The 15,854-nt window shown below is 70.0% G+C and carries 19 protein-coding genes; 9 read left to right on the top strand and 10 right to left on the bottom strand.

Features of this window, described 5'->3' with window-relative positions:
* Positions 1–256 precede the first annotated feature (256 nt).
* Entirely contained in the window at positions 257–1,045 is a 789-nt protein-coding gene (locus tag AORI_RS72565) for a nitroreductase/quinone reductase family protein (RefSeq protein ID WP_046200032.1), read from the top strand.
* A 450-nt stretch (positions 1,046–1,495) separates the two neighbouring features.
* Positions 1,496–2,482 (top strand): acyl-CoA desaturase, encoded by a 987-nt coding sequence (locus AORI_RS72560; RefSeq protein ID WP_016336606.1) that lies wholly within the window; start codon positions 1,496–1,498, stop codon positions 2,480–2,482.
* Positions 2,483–2,486: 4 nt separating this feature from the next.
* Here the strand turns inward: AORI_RS72560 and AORI_RS72555 are convergent, their stop codons facing one another.
* The 4 genes from AORI_RS72555 to AORI_RS72540 are packed head-to-tail and all read right to left on the bottom strand — an operon-like array spanning position 2,487 to position 5,503.
* Positions 2,487–3,281: an alpha/beta hydrolase gene (locus tag AORI_RS72555; RefSeq protein WP_043848332.1), complete on the bottom strand. Its 795-nt coding sequence runs from the start codon at positions 3,279–3,281 to the stop codon at positions 2,487–2,489.
* A 2-nt stretch (positions 3,282–3,283) separates the two neighbouring features.
* Complete coding sequence (locus AORI_RS72550) at positions 3,284–4,231, bottom strand: sigma-70 family RNA polymerase sigma factor (RefSeq protein ID WP_016336604.1); 948 nt, start codon at positions 4,229–4,231, stop codon at positions 3,284–3,286.
* Between the two features lie 5 nt (positions 4,232–4,236).
* The gene (locus tag AORI_RS72545; protein ID WP_016336603.1) at positions 4,237–4,893 is read right to left on the bottom strand and encodes an enoyl-CoA hydratase/isomerase family protein; all 657 of its coding nucleotides are present in this window, start codon (positions 4,891–4,893) and stop codon (positions 4,237–4,239) included.
* Position 4,894: 1 nt separating this feature from the next.
* Complete coding sequence (locus tag AORI_RS72540; RefSeq protein WP_043848331.1) at positions 4,895–5,503, bottom strand: TetR family transcriptional regulator; 609 nt, start codon at positions 5,501–5,503, stop codon at positions 4,895–4,897.
* 132 nt (positions 5,504–5,635) lie between these two features.
* On the opposite strand from AORI_RS72540, the gene AORI_RS72535 reads away from it, so the two are divergent.
* Positions 5,636–5,983, top strand: a complete 348-nt coding sequence (locus AORI_RS72535) for a DoxX family protein (protein WP_016336601.1) — start codon at positions 5,636–5,638, stop codon at positions 5,981–5,983.
* 2 nt (positions 5,984–5,985) lie between these two features.
* On the opposite strand, the gene AORI_RS72530 is transcribed toward AORI_RS72535, so the two are convergent.
* Genes AORI_RS72530 through AORI_RS72520 form a run of 3 tightly spaced genes read right to left on the bottom strand, consistent with a single transcriptional unit; the run spans position 5,986 to position 7,461 of the window.
* The gene (locus AORI_RS72530; RefSeq protein WP_016336600.1) at positions 5,986–6,327 is read right to left on the bottom strand and encodes a VOC family protein; all 342 of its coding nucleotides are present in this window, start codon (positions 6,325–6,327) and stop codon (positions 5,986–5,988) included.
* 38 nt (positions 6,328–6,365) lie between these two features.
* A complete protein-coding gene (gene lexA / locus AORI_RS72525; RefSeq protein ID WP_016336599.1) occupies positions 6,366–7,022 on the bottom strand; it encodes a transcriptional repressor LexA in 657 nt (218 codons plus the stop codon).
* Positions 7,000–7,461, bottom strand: a complete 462-nt coding sequence (locus AORI_RS72520) for a nuclear transport factor 2 family protein (RefSeq protein WP_228688225.1) — start codon at positions 7,459–7,461, stop codon at positions 7,000–7,002. Before AORI_RS72520 ends, lexA begins: the two co-directional genes overlap by 23 nt.
* Before the next feature lie 129 nt (positions 7,462–7,590).
* Here AORI_RS72520 and AORI_RS72515 point away from each other — a divergent pair, with 129 nt between their 5' ends.
* On the top strand, positions 7,591–8,025 hold the full coding sequence (locus AORI_RS72515; RefSeq protein ID WP_016336597.1) for a hypothetical protein: 435 nt from the start codon (positions 7,591–7,593) through the stop codon (positions 8,023–8,025).
* Between the two features lies 1 nt (position 8,026).
* Here the strand turns inward: AORI_RS72515 and AORI_RS72510 are convergent, their stop codons facing one another.
* Both AORI_RS72510 and AORI_RS72505 read right to left on the bottom strand, forming a co-directional pair.
* Positions 8,027–8,464: a MarR family winged helix-turn-helix transcriptional regulator gene (locus AORI_RS72510; protein ID WP_016336596.1), complete on the bottom strand. Its 438-nt coding sequence runs from the start codon at positions 8,462–8,464 to the stop codon at positions 8,027–8,029.
* A gap of 7 nt (positions 8,465–8,471) precedes the next feature.
* Positions 8,472–9,326, bottom strand: coding sequence for a helix-turn-helix domain-containing protein (locus tag AORI_RS72505; protein WP_016336595.1), 855 nt, complete (start codon positions 9,324–9,326; stop codon positions 8,472–8,474).
* Between the two features lie 102 nt (positions 9,327–9,428).
* Here AORI_RS72505 and AORI_RS72500 point away from each other — a divergent pair, with 102 nt between their 5' ends.
* Together AORI_RS72500 and AORI_RS72495 are read left to right on the top strand one after the other, a co-directional pair.
* Positions 9,429–10,334, top strand: coding sequence for an MBL fold metallo-hydrolase (locus AORI_RS72500; protein WP_016336594.1), 906 nt, complete (start codon positions 9,429–9,431; stop codon positions 10,332–10,334).
* Positions 10,335–10,343: 9 nt separating this feature from the next.
* Positions 10,344–11,609, top strand: a complete 1,266-nt coding sequence (locus AORI_RS72495) for a carboxylesterase family protein (RefSeq protein ID WP_016336593.1) — start codon at positions 10,344–10,346, stop codon at positions 11,607–11,609.
* 44 nt (positions 11,610–11,653) lie between these two features.
* On the opposite strand, the gene AORI_RS72490 is transcribed toward AORI_RS72495, so the two are convergent.
* Positions 11,654–12,178: a TetR/AcrR family transcriptional regulator gene (locus AORI_RS72490; protein ID WP_016336592.1), complete on the bottom strand. Its 525-nt coding sequence runs from the start codon at positions 12,176–12,178 to the stop codon at positions 11,654–11,656.
* An 88-nt stretch (positions 12,179–12,266) separates the two neighbouring features.
* Here AORI_RS72490 and AORI_RS72485 point away from each other — a divergent pair, with 88 nt between their 5' ends.
* The 3 genes from AORI_RS72485 (at position 12,267) to AORI_RS72475 (ending at position 15,837) form a co-directional block, all read left to right on the top strand.
* Positions 12,267–13,616: a carotenoid oxygenase family protein gene (locus AORI_RS72485; protein ID WP_016336591.1), complete on the top strand. Its 1,350-nt coding sequence runs from the start codon at positions 12,267–12,269 to the stop codon at positions 13,614–13,616.
* A 27-nt stretch (positions 13,617–13,643) separates the two neighbouring features.
* On the top strand, positions 13,644–14,588 hold the full coding sequence (locus AORI_RS72480) for an RNA polymerase sigma-70 factor (RefSeq protein WP_016336590.1): 945 nt from the start codon (positions 13,644–13,646) through the stop codon (positions 14,586–14,588).
* A gap of 82 nt (positions 14,589–14,670) precedes the next feature.
* Complete coding sequence (locus AORI_RS72475; RefSeq protein ID WP_016336589.1) at positions 14,671–15,837, top strand: NAD(P)/FAD-dependent oxidoreductase; 1,167 nt, start codon at positions 14,671–14,673, stop codon at positions 15,835–15,837.
* The last annotated feature ends 17 nt before the right edge of the window (positions 15,838–15,854 follow it).

The following is a 15,854-nucleotide window of genomic DNA, read 5'->3' as shown; positions in this document are numbered from 1 at the left end:
ACGTCGTTCCTGAGCCCCGTATGGGCCTACGCATGGAGGTAGCGGCTACTCGGCCACTGGAGATCGGCACATGCCGTCTCGCATAATCACTCATCCCCGCGTCGTGGGATGACGCCTCCATGCGGCGCGCCCGAAATCGGGCGTATGTGCTCCTTCGGTGACGGTTCCGCGCCTCCTGTCGACACATCGATGGGAAAGGAACGCATTGACCTTCAACGACCAGGTGATAGAAGAATTCAGGCACGGTAAGGGAGGCATGTCCGAGGGCTGGAAGCTGATCCTGCTCACCACCACCGGCGCCAAGTCCGGTAAGCGGCGGACGAATCCGTTGGGGTACCTCGAAATCGACGGCATGACCGTCGTCGTCGCTTCGAACATGGGAGCGCCGGCGCATCCGGGCTGGTACCACAACATCCGGCGTGACCATCGGGTCACGGTCGAGACGAGGAGCGAGACCTATGAGGCGATCGCGGCCGTTCCGCCCGCGGCGGAGCGTGACGCGCTGTTCGCGAAGATCGTCGCCGAGGAGCCGGGATTCGCCGAGTATCAGGCAAAAACGACGCGTGAGCTGCCGGTCGTGATCCTGCACCGGATCGACGAGCGGGTGCGAGGGTTGGGCGACTTCCTGGTGGAGGTCCATAAGTGGCTGCGGGAGGAGCTCAAGTCGCTGCGTGCCGGGGTGGACGACGTCGTGGCCGGTCGCGCGGACGCGCTCATCATGGAGAAATCCTTGAAGGCGCACTGTGTTTCGTTCTGCGAGGCGCTGAGCAAGCATCATGCCGGCGAGGACATGGGCGCGTTTCCCATGCTGGCGCAACGGTTTCCCGCGCTCGCGCCGGTGTTGGCGAAGCTCGGGGAAGACCACGTCGTCGTCGCGGCGACGCAGAAGCGGATCCGTGACCTCGTGGAGGGTTACGTGCACGGCGAGAGCGATCCTGTGCGCTTGCGCGACGAGTTCGACGATCTCGCGGGGACGCTCGAAGCGCACTTCGCTTACGAAGAGCGAACCATCGTGACGGCGCTCAATGTGACGGCGCCCGGCTGATCGGGTGGACGCCGCCCTGGGGTTTCGGCCCCGGGGCGTGTACCGTGAGAGGTGGCGACGCCCTCTGCGTGACGCCGCGAGGCGGGCGGAAATCGCCCCCGGCCTCGCCGAAGACCGCAAAACAGCGGTCCCCCTCGAAAGGTTTCACCGTCAAAACTCACAGCACGGACAGTGCGCTGTTCAGTCACCCGCTCGCAGCTCAGGACGAGCCCCACGAGCCGGCCACTCCTCAGAGTGATCGATACATGGATCTTTTTCGCGAACCTTCTTACCCTGCACCGGAACCATCGGCCGAAGTCGTTCGTTGAACGGACAGTCCAACGTTTTGGGTGTCGTGTTGTCCCAGCACGCTCGCGCAGAATTCGTCGCGGGCATGCCTTTCGTGCGCCGCGTCGTGCCTCAGGCTCCAGCAGCCGGCACATGCCTCGGCCATCGACAAGAAACGGCGACATGACCTCAGTTCTCAGACCTCCGGACAGTGAAGAGCGGCAGGCGCCGCAACCCCTCCTGTCGGGAGAGCAGTCCCGCACCGAAAACCTTCTCGTCAAGCTGTTCGCGGTGGTGCCCTTGCTGGCACTGGCCGCCTCCGTCCCCTTCGCGTGGGGCTGGGGCCTCGGCTGGGTGGACCTCGGTCTCGCCGCCGGGTTCTACTTCCTCACCGGCCTCGGCGTGACCATCGGATTCCACCGCTACTTCACCCATGGCGCCTTCAAGGCCAATCGCGGCTTGCGGATCGCCCTCGCGGTGGCGGGCAGCATGGCCATGCAGGGCCCGGTCATCGGCTGGGTGGCCGATCACCGGCGGCATCACGCCTTCGCCGATCGCGAGGGTGACCCGCATTCTCCATGGCGGTTCGGCACCACACCGGCCGCGCTGGCCCGCGGCTTCTGGCACGCCCATATGGGCTGGCTGTTCGAACGTGAGAAGACCAACGCGCGGCGATTCGCCCCGGATCTGCTCACCGACCGCGACATCGCTCGCATCGACCGGCTGTTTCCGCTGCTCACCGTGGTGACGTTGCTCGCGCCCGCCGTCCTCGGCGGCGTGATCACCTTGTCCTGGTGGGGCGCGGTCACCGCGTTCTTCTGGGCGAGCCTCGTCCGGGTGGCGCTGCTGCACCACGTCACCTGGTCGGTGAACTCGCTGTGCCATCTGATCGGCGACCGCCCGTTCGCCGCCCGCGACAAGTCCGCGAACTTCTGGCCGCTCGCCATCGCCTCGATGGGCGAGTCCTGGCACAACTCCCACCACGCCGATCCCACCGGCGCCCGGCACGGCGTCCGCCGCGGTCAGCTCGACATCTCCGCACGGCTGATCTGGCTGTTCGAAAAAGCGGGCTGGGCAACGGACGTCCGGTGGCCGAAGGCCGACCGGCTCGGTCGCAAACTCAATCCCGGCCACTCGTTGTCACTGCGCCGTCGTGCGCAGCGGGCCTGAGCCGTCAGCGGATCGCGCCCGTGATGGCGTCGATCAGCTCCGGACCATCGGCGAACACCGCGTCGTTGTGATCCGCGCCGGGGACTTCGATCGTCCTGGCGCCGGCGGCCCGGGCCACCTCGCGGCTTTGCTCGGCGGGGACGATCGAGTCCTCGGCGCCGAACACGACGGTCACGGGCGCCTTCACCTGGGCGACGGTGTCCTTCGTCGGGAACTCGTCCCTCAGTAGCCAGCGGACCGGCAGGAACGGGTAATGCCGTTGTCCGACCGACGCGAGGTCGACGAACGGCGAGCGCAACACGAGCGCGGACGGCGGACGTTCGACGGCCAATTCGGTGACGACCGCCGAGCCGAGGCTCTCGCCGAAGTAGATCAGCGGGGCTCCGGCCTCGCGTACCAGGAAGTCCTGTGCGGCGCGGACATCCAGCGCGAGTCCGTCCTCGGACGGCTCGCCGGGATTGCCCCCGTAGCCGCGATAGTCCAGGAGCAGCACCGAGAGCCCGCGCGCGGTCAGCGCGCGGGCCAGCGGCGCGCGGTACGTCCGGTTCCCGGCGTTGCCCGGCGCGACCAGCACGGCCGCCTTCGCGTCGGCCACCGGGAAGTACCAGCTCGCCAGGCTCAGCCCGTCCGAGGTGGTGAGCGTGACGTCCCTCCCGCCGGGCAGGACCGCCGCCGCAGCGGGCGGCGGACCTGCCTCGGGGAGATAGATCAGCTTGCGCTGGAAGGCGAACGCGCCACCGAAGACCACACCGACGAGGGTGACGGCCACCGCCAGCGCGATCAAGACCTTCTTGCGCATGCTCATGGCTTCGCCGGGGGAAGGCCGAACCTCGCGAACAGGTCCGCGTCGAGGAACGAGGTGATGTCGCGGATCCGGTCGTCGCGAAGGGACAGCACGGTGATCGACCAGGGGTGGTGGACGGCGTCCGCCGCTTCGCCGAGGTAGCAGGCGACGGCGGGTTGTCCGTTGGCGGTGACGACCTCGGTGCGCCAGCTCGGGCACCTGCCGAGCGGGACCTCGACGGCGAAACCGGTGACCGCCTCGATACCGCTGTACCACTGCGCGAGCGGCGGCATGGACCAGGTGACGTCCTCGGTCAGCAACGCCACGAGCGCGTCGGCGTCGCCGCGCTCCAGCGCGGAGGCGAAGCCCGCGGCGATCTCACGTGTTCGGGTGTCGTCGAGTTTCGGCTGCTCGCCGGACGGCGCGACCTTTTCCGCCACGATCGCCCGCGCGCGTTGCAGCGCGCTGTTCACCGCCGCGACCGAAGTGTCCATTGTGGACGCGATTTCGGCGGCGGAGAAGCCGAGGACGTCGAAGAGCACGAGCGCGGCCCGCTGGTTGCCCGGCAGGTGCTGCAGCGCGGCGACGAAAGCCAGCTCGATGGCCTCGCGCCGCTCGTACCGGGTCTCCGGGCCGTCGGGGTACGGGCCGAGCCACGCCACCTCGGTCAGCGGGGCGTGTTCGAGCACGACCCGCTCGCTCGACGGGCCGAGGTCCATCGGCAGCGCCCGTTTCCCGCGCGCCTCCGCGATGTCGAGGCAGGTGCGGGTGGCGATGGTGTAGAGCCAGGTGCGCATCGAGCTCCGGCCCTCGAACCGGTCCATCCCCCGCCAAGCCCGCAGAAGCGCGTCCTGCAGTGCGTCGTCGGCGTCGTGGGCCGAGCCGAGCAGCCGATAGCAGTGGGCGTGCAGCTCGCGGCGCAGCGGCTCGACCAGGCGATCGAACTCCGCGTCGTCGGTGCGCACGACGGCTACTTGGCGCGAAGCGCGGTGACGGCGGGGGTGAACATCGTGGTCTTGATCGCGGACAGCGTGCCGCGGTCCTTCCCGGCCAGCGGGCGCACGAGATCGGCCGCGTACTCCAGCAGCGCGGGCTTCTCGGCGACGGCGTCCACCAGCCCGAGATCGCGCGCGTCGGTGCCGCCGAACCGTCGTCCGGTGGTCATCGACGCGATCGCGGCGGCGGGGGTGAGCTTGCCCTGGATCAGCGCCGCCATCCCGGGCGTGAACGGGATGTTGATATCCGCCTCGGGGAAGCAGAAGTACCCGCGGTCGGCACGCATCACCCGGAAGTCGTGCGCCATCGCCAGCATCGCCCCGGCGCCGAAGGCGTGCCCGTTGATCGCGGCGACCGTGTGCACGCCGAGGGTGAGCACGCGGGCCAGCAGTTCGTGGACGTCGGCGACGTACTGCGCGGCGTTGGCGGGGTTGCTGGTGAGCCAGTCGAGGTCGAGGCCGTTGGAGTAGAACTTCCCGGAGCCGACGGTGACCAGCACCGCCGGATCCGGATAGGCGACGACGGTGTCCAGCTGGGCGTGGACGGTTTCCAGCCAGTACGGCGAGAAACGGTTCTCGTCGTCCCCGAGGTCCAGCAGGAACACCGGGGCGTCGTGGCGCAGAGTGGGCATGTCAGTCCTTCCGTGGGGGTGGGAGCAGGAGTATGGCGTGGACCGCGGCGGACAGCCGGGCCCGGGAGTCTTCGGAGATCGGCTCGCCCGCGGTGAACGCGCGGCGGAACAGGGCCGTCGGCAGGTCGACGACGCAGGTCGTCAGCACTTCGACGGCCTGGGCGTCCCGCCTGCTCCAGAGCCGTTCGGCGAGCGTGACGAGGAGCTGGACCAGACGTTTGTCGAGTGCGAGGAGATCGCCGGCGAGATCTTCGGGGACCTGCGGGCCGAGCAGGTGCTCCTTCTTGACGGTGATGAGCAGGCGGGCCGCTTCCGGACGGCGGCCGGCGAATTCCGCCGGCGCGTCCGCCGCGGCCGCGACCGCTGCGGCCGGGTCTTCCGCCTGATCGGCCAGCTCGGTCTGAAGGTCGAGAAAGGCGCTCGCGGCGCGGAGCCAGACGCGGGCCAGTAGCGCGCCGAGCGAGCCGAAAGCATGGTAGATCGTCCCGTTGGACACTCCCGCGGCGGCAGCGAGGGACCGCACGGTGACGCCACGGGGGCCGACTTCCACGACGAGGCGCTCGGCCGCGTCGAGCAGCCTGTCCAAGTCGTGCACGCGGGGCCGGGGCATGCGGCGAGGATAACAGAGCGCTTGCTCTAAAACGATGGCACCCTGTGACGTGCTTCACCCGGCGGGCTGTCACATCGGGCCGGTGGCCGGGGTCAACCCCGCGAACCACCGAGAAGCCAAGGAGAAACCGAAATGACCACCGCCTATGTCATCGTCACCGTCGTCGGAGCGTTCATGGCCGCGTTCTCGGCCGCCTCGATCTTCTTTCGCGCCAAGTGGGTCGTGCAGCCGCTGGCGGACTACGGTGTTCCGCGCGCCTGGTGGACGCCGCTCGGGGTCGCCAAGGCGGCGGGCGCGCTCGGCCTGATCGCCGGCCTGTGGGTGCCCGCCTTCGGTGTCGCGGCCGGGATCGGCCTGGTGCTCTACTTCACCGGCGCCGTGATCACCGTGCTCCGCGCGCACTGGGCGTCGCACGTCGCGTTCCCGCTGATGTACATGGCGCCTGTCGTCGCTTCGCTCGTGCTGGGCTTCGCGGCCTGATGTCAGGAGTCCGGGGACCACACCGCGAGTTCGGCGCCGCCGGGCTCGCGGAAGTGGAACCGGCGCCCGCCGGGGAACGAGAACGGCTCGACCGTGACGATTCCGCCCGCGGCCTCGACGGAAGCCCTCGCCAGGGCCAGGTCGTCGGTGCGGATCGTCACCAGCGGCGCGGCCGTCTGCTGCGCGGTGTCCTGCTGGAAGCCGAACGAGACCGTGCCGCCGCTCTGGACGTCGGTGTACGCCGGGCCGTACGCCGTCGCCGTCCATCCGAAGGCCTTTTCGAAGAACGCGCCCGAGCCCGCCGCCGAGCTCGACGGGAACTCGACGAAGTCGATTTCGTACATGGGGCCGGAAGCTACTCCGGCCCACCGACAAAACCGGGTCAGACGCTGCGCAGCACCGAGACCACGACGCCGAGCACGCTCGCGCGGTCCCCGTCGATGACCTCGTAGGCGGGGTTGCGCGGTTCGAGGTACACGTGGCCGTCGCGGCGGCGGTACACCTTGACCGTGGCCTCCTCGTCGATCATCGCGGCGACGATCTGGCCGGAGTGCGCCTCCTGCTGTTGCTTCACCACGACGATGTCGCCGTCGCAGATCGCCGCGTCGATCATCGAGTCGCCGCGCACCCGCAGGCCGAAGACGTTGCCCCGCCCGGTGAGTTCACGCGGAAGGGTCATCACGTCGTCGACGTGCTCGACGGCGGAGATCGGTGTGCCCGCGGCGATGTCACCGACGACGGGGACCGGCACGGAGTCCTCTGTGGACTCCTTCGACGCGGTGCCGTGCAGGAAGGCGCGCACGTCGATGGGGCGCGAGATCGAGCTGCTGCGGCGGAGGAAACCCTTCTCCTCCAAGGCCGCCAGATGCTTCGACACCGACGACGTCGAGCGCAGCCCGACCGCTTCGCCGATCTCGCGCGTGCTCGGCGAGTAGCCGTACTCCACCACCCATTCGCGGATGGTCAGCAGGATCTTCTGCTGCCGCTCCGGCAGGGAAGCGGCTTCCTCGAACAGCTCAAGATCGTGGTAGGCGGTCATCAGCGGAATGGTAGTTCGTGCAGACCGCCGCGATCGCCGCGGTGTCCCAGTAGAACGGCCGGACCTCGGTGATGCGCCCGTCCGCGACGGTGATCGTCTGCAGGATCGGGAAATCCAGCTCGCGGCCGGTCGCCCTGGCCCGGGCGTGCACGTGGGTCAGGACCACCAGCGGATCGGTCTCGCTCAGGAAGCTCTGGTCCACCATGTCGAAGACGTCCCAGGTCTCGCTCATGGCGACGAAGAAGCGCTCCATGCCCTCGTGACCGCGCCAGATCCCGCCGTAGGGCAGGGCGTGCGCCTGGTGCAGCACCACATCGGGGGAGAAGAACGGGGCGAGCGGCGCGAAGGACGCCTTGCCGGGGCCGCCCGCCGCGAGGTACTCGGCTTCCGCCGCGTACATGCCTTCGAGTACGGACAGAGCGTTTGTTGTCGTCGTCACGACGACCACTGTGGGGCCAGGCATCCGCCGATCGCTGGCGGTTATCGGTCGTCGAGATCGGCCGGATGGCGGCACGGCCGGGCCGAAAGTCCGATCCCGCGAGCGTTTCCGCGAGGTTGACTCGATCGTATGAACACGAAGATCACCGCGGCGGTGCTCGCCGCCGCGACGGCCACGGTCGCCCTGTCCGGCTGCGGGCTCAGGGAAGGACTCACCGAAAAGGCGAACGGACACGTCAAGACGGTCGGCTACGCGACCGGCGCGGAGGGCAAGCGGGACAAGGACGCCCGGTTGCCGGAGTGGGTGCCGGACGCGGCGTCGTCGGTCACGGAGGTCATCCGGACCACGGGTTCTGAGCGGCTCCTGAAATTCACCGGCGGGATGCTGCCCGCCCTCTGCGTGCCGGGGGCGCCCGCGACGCAGGCGGCCACCCTCGCCGCCCAGTGGTGGCCGCAGGGTCAGGAGAGCAGGACCGACAAGGTCTGCGGCGAATGGCACGTGCTGGTCCAGGGCGCCGACGTGTACGCGTTCAAGCCGGAGACGCTGGTGAGCAAGCGGTCCTGAGTCACTCGTCGGGGGTGAGCGCGTCGGCGCAGGCGGCGAGGTCGTGCACCAGCCGCTCCCGGCCGGCTTCCGAAAACGGTGCGAGCATGCGGTCCTGGACCTCGCGAACGAGGCCGCTCGCGGCGCGGAGCCGTTCGCGCCCCTCGGGGGTAAGCGTGCTGGGGAGGGCGCGGCCTTGCGGCGCCGTCGCCGGGCGGGTGACCAGTCCGCGATCCTGCAGGCCGCGCAGGACCAGGTTCATCGACTGCCGGGTGACGAACACGGCCCTGGCCAGTTCCGCGTTGGACAGGCCCGGCCGCTGCGAGAGCACTTCCAGGCAGGAATACTGCGGCACCGTCAGGTCGAGGGGGCGCAACGCGGTCTCCATCGCCGTCCGGAGCGCCGTCGCCGCCCGTTTCAGCAGGTATCCCGCCGATTGGTCCAGTGGTCCGACCGTCATGTCAGCATCATGACATATACGCGACCTGGCGGAGCAGCGCGAGGGCCTGCTCGTCCGGCGAGCCCGCCGGGGTCGTGCACACGATCAGCGACTGGTCCGGCGAACGCGCGATCGACAACGTCTGCTGGGTCAGCCGGACCGAGCCGACCACCGGATGGCGCAGTTCGTAGGACTCGGCGTCACAGGGCCGGACACGATGGTCGCCCCAGAGTGCGACGAACTCGGGGCTCTTCATCGTCAGCTCGCCGATCAGTTCCGCGAGCAGCGGGTCTTCGGGATATTTGCCGACGGCGATCCGCAGACTGCCGACGACCGCGCGGATCTTCCGCTTCCAGTCGGCGTAAAGCTCCCGGCAGTGCGGGTCCAGGAACAGCATCCGGCTCGTGTTCGGCCGTCGTGCCGGGTCTTCCGGGGCGTGGAACTCGAGATGCCCGCCCAGCAGGGCGTGGCCGAGCGCGTTCCACGCCAGGACGTCGGAGCGGCGGCCGAGCACGAGCGCCGGAGCGTCGACGGTGCGCAGGAGATCCCGGGTCTCGTCGTGGAGCTTCTCGGGCCGCGGACGGCGCGCCCGTGGGGTGCGGCGGGCGGCGCCGGCGAGCCGGTCGAGGTGACCGCGTTCGTGGTCGTCGAGCCTTAGGGCGCGGGCGATGGCGTCCAGCACCTCGGCCGAGGCGCCGCGGGACATGCCCTGTTCCAGCCGTGCGTAGTAGGAGACGCTGACCCCGGCGAGCTGGGCCAGTTCCTCACGCCGCAGCCCCGCCACGCGGCGGCGCGACCCGAAGTCGCGCAGGCCGACGTCTTCCGGCCGCAGCCGCGCCCGTCGTGCCTGCAGGAAGTCGCCGAGTGGGCCAGGTCCGTCCATGGGCCCGAGTATCCGGGGCACGGTCCGCGTCAGCCACACCCTCCCGGTGGGAGGACAAGCGGGGCGTGGTTCGCGTACGGCCGGGGCCGCAGGCTCGGTGACATGGACGAGATCACCATCGGAGACGTCACCGTCAGCCGGGTCAAGGAGTTCTACGGTTCGCTCGGCATGACGCCGGCCGAATTCATGCCGGACAGTCCCGACGGCGCGTGGGACGAACACCGCGACTGGCTGGCGCCCGACTTCTGGAACCCCGAGACGAACGAGTGCCACACGGCGTTGCAGTCCTGGCTGATCCGCAGCGAAGGACGCACGATCCTCGTCGACACCGGGGTCGGCAACCACAAGGACCGGCCCTACGCGGCGGTGTGGAACCGCCTCGACACCGCCTACCTCGACAACCTCGCGGCCGCCGGCGTGCGGCCCGAGGACGTCGACGTCGTGGTCAACACCCATCTGCACATCGACCACGTCGGCTGGAACACGCGGCTCGACGGCCGCACCTGGGTGCCGACCTTCCCGAACGCCGAGTATCTGATGCCGCGGCCCGACTTCGACTTCTGGAACCCGGCCGAAGCCCACGATTCCGTGCTGGGGCGGGGAAATCAGAATGTCTTCGAGGACAGTGTCGCGCCGGTGCACGAGGCGGGGCTGACCCGTCTGTGGGACGGCACGCACCACATCGACCGGAATCTGCGGCTGGATCTCGCGCCCGGCCACACTCCCGGCTCGTCCGTGCTCACCCTGGAATCGGGTGGGGAGCGGGCGTTGTTCGTGGGCGACCTCGTGCACACCGCGGTGCAGATCGTGGAGCCGGACACCAATTCGCCCTATTGCGAAGACCCGGCGGGATCCCGCGCCACCCGGCACAAAGTGCTCGGCCGGGCCGCCGACGACCACGCTCTCGTCTTCCCCGCGCATTTCGGTGCTCAGGGCGCTCTGCGGGTCGAGCGCCGAGGATCGAAGTTCGCGATCGCGCGGTGGGCCGGGTTCTCCGCCCTCTCCTGAGGAGTTTTCGTGTACGTACAGGCAGAAACCCCGTCCGGTGTCGTGCGCGGCCGGCGCGACTCCTTCGGCGAGCTCTACCACGCCGTCCCGTACGCGGCGGCGCCGATCGGGCCCGGCCGCTTCCTCGCGCCGGCGCCGCATCCGGGCTGGCCCGGCGTCCGCGACGGCACGCGGCCCGGGCCCACGGCTCCCCAACCGGTGCGCGACTTCGGCGGGCTCGACATGACCCCGTATTTCGGACCCGGCTGGGTGCGCGGCGACGAGTACCTCACCGTCGACGTCCGGACGCCCGCGGCGGACGGCGGCCGCCGCCCGGTCATGGTGTTCGTGCACGGCGGCGGCTTCGTCACCGGTTCGGCCCGCGCCGCGCTGTACGACGGAAGAGCGTTCTCGCGCGACGGCATCGTCCTGGTGAAGGTGAACTATCGCCTCGGCGTCCCCGGATTCCTCGACCTGGAGGGCGCTCCGCCCAACCGGGGACTGCTCGACGTGCTCGCCGCGCTCGGCTGGGTGCGGGACACGGTCGCGGTGTTCGGGGGCGATCCGGGCGACGTCACCGTCTTCGGGCAATCCGCGGGGGCCACGCTCACCGGCGCACTGCTCGCGACGCCGGAGGCCAAGGGGTTGTTCCGCCGGGCGATCGTCCAGAGCGGCAGCGGAACCGGCGCCTTCACGCCGGAGCAGGCCGCCCGGGTCACCGCGGCGGCCGCTTCGGCGCTGGGAGCGGAGCCCACCGCGCGAGCGTTCGGAGAGATCCCGGACGGGCGGTTCGTGGAGATCCTGCCCGCGCTGGCCGGTCTCGACCTGCGAACCGAAACGGCCGAGGATCCGCTGGCCGGGTTGAGCCCGTTCAGCCTCGTGTCACCGGTCCAGCCGGCCGACGGTCCGCTCGACGGTGGCGTCTCGCTGCTCATCGGCACCAACACCGAGGAAGGAAACCTTTACGGTCGAACAGATCTCGGGCACACCCTGTTCGGCGCCGGTACCGAGCGCCTGGCGCGGGCGCACGCGCGGATCTCGGGCGGCCACACCCACCGGTACTCGTTCGGCCATCGCTCGACGGCGTTGAACGGACGGCTCGGCGCCGCGCACACCGTCGAGTTGCCGTTCGTCTTCGACGTCGCGGGCGAGCCATGGCTGCACGGGGAGGCGGGCCTGCTCGGGCCCGATCCCGCTCCGGAAGGTCTCGCGGCCAGGATGCACGCCGCGTGGGTCGCGTTCGCCAGGACCGGCGATCCCGGCTGGCCGGCGGACACCGTCGAATTCTTCGGCTGACAGCGCCTGCCAGACCGGTGCCAGTGTCGCGTGCGGCGTCTGAGTCAGGCGGTGCCGCCGGCGAGGGCCTTCAGGCCGCGGACGATCGTTTCCGCGCTGGGGGCTCGATCCGGGGCGACGAGGTGCTGCATCATCACGCCCGCGATGAGGGCGAACTGGACGGCGCCCGCCGCGTCGGCGTCGGTGGCGGACAGGCGTTCGCCGAGGACCTTCCTGCCTTCGTCCTGGGCGTCGGCGAGCCGTTCGCGCAGTTCCGGGAAGCGGATGGCCTGGGTGGCGGTCTCCAGGACGGCGGTCCACAGGTCGCGCTGCTCGGTGAAGGAGTCGACGAGGCCCTGCCAGGTGGAGGTGAGCGAAGTGTCTTCCGGCTCGCGCAGGCGCTCGACCACTTCGGTGGACAGCTCGATCATGGCCTCGTTCATGAGGGCCTCTTTGGAGCCGAAGTGGTACCCGATGGAGCCGAGATTCGCTCCCGAGGCAGCGGTGATGTCCCGCGCGGTGGTGTGCGCGTAGCCGCGTTCGATCAGGCAGCGCTTGGCCCCGTCGAGGAGGTCCTCTCGTTGTCCCATGCGGCGATCCTAGCGGCAGGCTGTGACAAGCGTCTTATACAAATGTATTATACAAATGTTCAAGACGCCTCGTAGCAAGGGAACGACGATGAATCGCTATGTCCTCGGCAACTTCGCCCCGGTCACCGAAGAGATCACCGCCTTCGATCTGCCCGTCACCGGGAAGATCCCGGACGACCTCGACGGCCGCTACCTGCGGATCGGCCCGAACCCGCTCGGTCTCGAAGACGCGTCGGCGCATATCTGGACGCTCGGGGAGGGCATGGTCCACGGCGTGCGCCTGCGCGACGGCCGCGCCGAGTGGTACCGCAACCGCTGGGTCCGGTCGGCCTCCGTGGCCGACCGGCTCGGGGAACCGCGGCGCGGGCAGGTGGCCGACGAGCGCCTGGACTTCGCGCCGAACGTCCAGATCGCCGGACACGGAGGCCGCCTCTACGCGCTCATCGAAGGAGGCCTGCCCCCGTATGAGCTGACCGATGAACTCGACACCGTCGGGCCCGCCGGCCTCGGTGCGACGGAACAAGGTTTCTCCGCCAACGCGCACAGCAAGTACGACCACGCGACCGGCGAGCTGCACTCGCTGGCCTTCCGGTACGGCGCGGATTTCGTGCAGCACATCGTGATCGGCCCCGACGGGCGCAACCGGAGTGTCACCGACATCAAGACGCCGACGTTGCCGTACATGCACGACTTCGCGCTCACCGAGCATTACGTGGTGTTCTACGAGTCCCCGATGGTCTTCGAGCCCGGACGCCTCGCGACGGGCGTGCCGTTCCACTGGAACCGGGCACTGCCGTCACGGCTGGGGTTGCTGCCGAGGGCGGGCGGGGCGGTGCAGTGGTTCGAGACCGCGCCCGTCATGGTCGGTCACACCCTGAACGCCTTCGAGGACAACGGAACCGTGGTGGTGGACGTGGTCGTGCATCCCCGGCCGATCGACTTCGCCGACGTCGGCGCTTCGAAGCCCGTGCTCGAACGCTGGACGGCGGATCTCGCGGACGGCCGGGTCGCGCGCACGCTGCTGCACGACCGCCCGCAGGACTTCCCGCGTCTCAACGGCCGGTTCGGCGGAAAGCCTTACCGCTACGGCTATTCGGCGGCGGCCGAGCTGTACGCCACCCCGAGCGCCACCGAACCGGACCGCCCCGACGAGGGTTTCAGCAGTGCTCTGCTCAAACACGACCTCCTGACCGGTGTCACCGAAGCCCACGAGTTCGGCCGCGACGCGAGCGCGGGGGAGACCGTGTTCGTCCCGTCGGCTCGCGCGGCCGCGGAGGACGACGGCTACAACCTGGTCTACGTCCACGACCGCGACCGGGGTGCGGCGGATCTGGTGATCCTGGCGTCGCAGGACTTCACCGGGGAGCCTCTGGCGAGGGTCCACCTGCCCGCCCGTGTCCCGCTGGGACTGCACGGCAGCTGGATTCCCGCCGCCTGACACCGGCGCGATGGCTAGTCTGGGGCGATGCTGACCGGTGCGCGCGACGTCGAGGTGTTCGAGGCGGCCCGTGGCCGGCTGGAGGCGATCGCGTATCGCCTGCTGGGGTCGGCGACCGACGCCGAGGACGCGGTGCAGGACACGTTCCTGCGGTGGCAGTCCGCCGATCGCGGGTACGTCGAGACGCCCGAGGCGTGGCTGACGAAGGTGCTCACCAACCTCTGCCTCAACCGGCTCACCTCGGCACGGGCCCGGCGGGAAACCTATGTGGGCCAATGGCTCCCCGAGCCGGTCTTCGCGGGGGACCGGATGCTCGGCCCGTCCGACACCGCCGAGCAGCGTGAATCGGTCTCCATCGCGATGCTCACGCTGATGGAGCGGCTCTCGGCCAAGGAACGCGTCGTGTACGTCCTGCGCGAGGCGTTCGGGTACTCCCACGCCGAGATCGCCGAGGTCCTCGACGTCACCGAGTCGAACTGCCAGCAGATCTACCGGCGCGCCAAGCGGCATCTGGCCGCCGACCGGCGCCGGGTGGAGGTCGACACGGCCGCGGCCCGCAAGATCGTCGAGGAGTTCCTCGCCGCGGCGCTCAGCGGCCGGACCGACGCGCTGGTGCGGATGCTGGCCGACGACGCGATCAGCGTGGGCGACGGCGGCGGCGTGCTCTTCTCGCTGCCGCGGCCGGTCACCGGCGCGGTCCGGGTGGCGAGGTTCCTGCGCGGCCTCTTCAAGCCGAGCGCGGCCAAGTGGTCGTTGATCGGCGGCAAGCCCGAGCTGTTCTCCACCGTCGCCAACGGCGCGCCCGCGCTGGTGCTGACAGTGGAGGACAGGCTCGTCGGCGTCGTCTCCCTGGAGGTCACCGCCGACGGCATCGCCGCGGTCCACGCACAGGTGAACCCCGCGAAACTCGACCGCGCGGCGGGTCAGTGGGGCATCTCCGAGCACGGGGAACCGCTCACCGTCACCTGGTGACCCGGATCATAGTCCGCCGCTGTCAGGTTTCGTGTCGCTGCCCGGTTCAGGAAGCGAACACCGACCGGACAGGAGTGGGACCATGAAGCACCGAATCGTCGTTCTCGGAGCCGGATACGCCGGAGCCAACGCCGCCGGGCGGCTCGCCAAGCGGCTGCACCCCGCCGACACCGAGATCACCCTCGTCAACGCCGACCCCGAGTTCGTCGAGCGGGTCCGCATGCACCAGCTCGCGACCGGCCAGGACCTGAAACCCCGTCTGCTGACCGACGTTTTCGCGGGCACGGGGGTGCGGGTGCGGACGGCGCGGGTCACCGCGGTGGACGCCGAGCGCAAGACCGTCGCCCTCGACGACGGTGAGATCGCCTACGACACGCTCGTCTACGCCCTCGGCAGCGCCGCCGCCGACAGCGGCGTCCCCGGTGTCGCCGAGCACGCCCACCACATCGACGGCAAGGGTTCCGCGCTGCGGCTGCGGGAACGTCTCGCCGGCCTCGCCGCGGGCGGGACCGTGCTCGTCGTCGGCGGTGGGCTCACCGGTATCGAAGCCGTCACGGAGATCGCGGAAGCCAGGCCGGATCTCGACGTCGCGCTCGCGGCCCGCGGCGGCCTCGGCGACTGGATGAGCGAGAAGGCCCGGCGCCACCTTCGCGGGACCTTCGAGCGGCTCGGCATCACCTTGTACGAGGACACCGACATCACGCGTGTCGGGCCGGACGGCGCGACGACCGCCACCGGCCGGGAGATCCCAGCCCAGGTGACGGTCTGGACGGCCGGTTTCGCCGTCCACCCCATCGCCGCCGCCACGACCCTGGACGTCTCCGCGACGGGACAGATCGTCGTCGACGACACGATGCGGTCGGTCTCGCATCCGGACGTCTACGCCGTCGGCGACGCCGCGTTCGCGACGGGCGCGAACGGGACGCCACTGCGGATGTCCTGTGCCTCGGGGGTTCCCACGGCCTACCGCGCGGCCGACGCCATCGTCGCCGGTCTGACCGGCGGCACACTCCCCGAGAACAAGATCGGCTACACCGGCCAGTGCGTCAGCCTCGGCCGCCGCGACGCCGTCGTGCAGTGGGTGACCCCGGACGACCGGCCCAAGGACTCGGCGCTCACCGGCAAGACGGCCGCCCGGCTCAAGGAGATCATCTGCAAAGCCGCGGCCTGGAGCGTCTCGCACCCGACGTCGATGCTCCCCGTGCGGCGGCGCCGGATCGTCAAGGCCGTGCGGCCCGTCAACGTGTGACCACCCGCCCCGCCGAA

The organism is Amycolatopsis keratiniphila (genome assembly GCF_000400635.2).
In the GTDB taxonomy this organism is placed as follows: domain Bacteria; phylum Actinomycetota; class Actinomycetes; order Mycobacteriales; family Pseudonocardiaceae; genus Amycolatopsis; species Amycolatopsis keratiniphila.
This window is presented reverse-complemented; position numbering and strand designations above follow the sequence as displayed.